Origin of the sequence: Candidatus Desulfatibia sp. (assembly GCF_036446775.1) — a bacterium.
Taxonomy (GTDB): Bacteria; Desulfobacterota; Desulfobacteria; order Desulfobacterales; family UBA11574; genus Desulfatibia_A.
The window spans coordinates 1-2,044 of sequence record NZ_JAZFTO010000014.1 but is presented as its reverse complement, the minus strand read 5'-3'; the positions used below and the strand labels follow the sequence as shown (position 1 = coordinate 2,044).

2 protein-coding genes are annotated in these 2,044 nt (G+C 47.4%); both read left to right on the top strand.

The window, feature by feature from the left end; genetic code table 11:
- A partial coding sequence (locus V3S16_RS00655; RefSeq protein ID WP_413882744.1) for an HD-GYP domain-containing protein occupies positions 1-1,370 on the top strand: 1,370 nt, incomplete at its 5' end.
- Positions 1,371-1,526: 156 nt separating this feature from the next.
- Positions 1,527-2,044 (top strand): ParA family protein (locus V3S16_RS00650; protein ID WP_413882743.1); only part of this gene is annotated, 518 nt, incomplete at its 3' end.

The window sequence follows — 2,044 nt, the reverse complement described above, 5'->3', positions numbered from 1 at the left end:
CAACGAATTCGCTGAAAAAGGAATTGCTTGTAATGGCCGAACACCGGTCAGTCAGGATCGCACATCAAATAATGGACCTCCTTCACAAAAGTATCGTCACACCCGAAAATGAATCTGGAAGCGCTTTCAACATGAACGAGGCAGGAACCTTAAAGGCGCTGGACGACATAATCAGATTCCATTATTCTCGTCAGGATATTAACCGCGTAATCTGGTACGACGAGAACGGCATAATTATATATTCTACCCTCCCTTCGCTGATAGGACAGGATGCTTCTTCCAACGTTGACGTTCAAAACGCGCTAAAAGGCGAAACCAAAAGCAAATTCGAAGAGCACGTAGATTTTGATGACCTGGATCCGGCATCAATGGAACTCGTGGGTGAGATGGTTGAAACGTACGTATCGTTCGACCACAACTTTCATAACCTCAAAATGTACGGCGTTATGGAATTGTACCTGGATATTGCAAATGAAAAAAAATACCTTCAAAATATTAGATACTTATTTTTGCTGATAGTTGCCGCTGTTTTTATCCTTTTGTTCATCATACTGCTGATTATTACGTACCGTCTCGACATGAAGCGCACGTTGCTGGAGGAAGCCATGAATCGAAACATGGTTGAAATCCGGCTCCTGCACAATAAAGTCAGGGATCAGAACGATATCCTGGAACAGAAAGTCAGCGAGCGCACAATGGAGTTGGCCCTTACACAGGAAGCGACAATTTTCAGCTTGGCGGTTCTTGCGGAATTCAGGGATCCGGAAACCGGCGGCCATATTAAACGGACCCAGAGTTATGTGAAACTTTTGGCTGAAATGTTGCAAACATCTCAGCAATATAGAAATGAACTGAACCAGCAAACGATCGAGCTCCTGTTTAAATCTGCTCCCTTGCACGACATCGGCAAGGTCGGTGTGCCCGACCGCATCCTGCTGAAAACTGGGAAGTTGACGGATGAAGAGTTCGAGGAAATGAAAAAACACACTATCTATGGAAGGGACGCAATTGTCGCCGCCGAACAGAAATTGAATGGGAAATCGTCTTTTCTTAAGTTTGCGCGTGAAATTGCATACGGTCACCAGGAAAAATGGGACGGATCGGGGTATCCCGAAGGCGTCAAAGGGGAACAAATACCGCTGTCTGCAAGGTTCATGGCCGTTGCCGACGTATACGACGCGCTTATAAGCAAGCGGGTTTATAAACCGCCGTTTCCCCATAGCAAAGCGGTGAAGATCATTCGTGAAGGGAAAGGGACGCATTTTGACCCGAATGTTGTGGACGCCTTTTTGAAACTAGAAGAAACATTCAGAAAAATTGCGTTGGAGTTTGCGGAAGACGAGCAAGAGCTTAAAACCCTTTCCGAGTGACCCCAAACTTGCTCCTTGTGGCATGGGTGTTGCACTTTTAATGCATAAAGAGCAGGTGGATTGCGACCTGTTGAAAATTAAGGAGATATGACGGGACTTTTGTTGAAAAACATCGTTTTTGCGTATTAACTACAATATTTTTATGGAAAAAGCTTAATGCGGGGCGCTAGAAAGATAACGATTTGCAGCACGAAAGGCGGGGTGGGCAAGACCGCCCTTTCAGTCAACCTCGCGTGCGAGTTCGCCGGCATGTCGCGGCCGACGTTGTTGGTGGACCTTTCCCCGCAGGCCGACGCAACGTGCCACCTCGGCGTAAAAAACGAGAATCTGGAAAATTCCGTTTACCGCCTTTTGAGCGATAAAGAGGACGATACCGAAAAAGCGATAATCCCCACGCGCATACGCAACCTGTCTATTATTCCATCCGACAGGGCCGCCATGCCGGGCATAGAAATAGAGCTTGTCAGCATGATGGGCAGGGAAGCCATCCTTTCCGAAAAGATCAGGCGGGTGGAGGATAAGTACGACTTCATTATTTTCGACTGCCCTTCCGGTACGGGACTTTTGACGATCAATTCCCTCATGGCTTCCACCGAATGGCTGTTGCCGGTGCAGGTGCATTACCTTGCCCTTAACGGGCTGGACCAGCTTTTCATGACGGCGCTTTCGCTGAA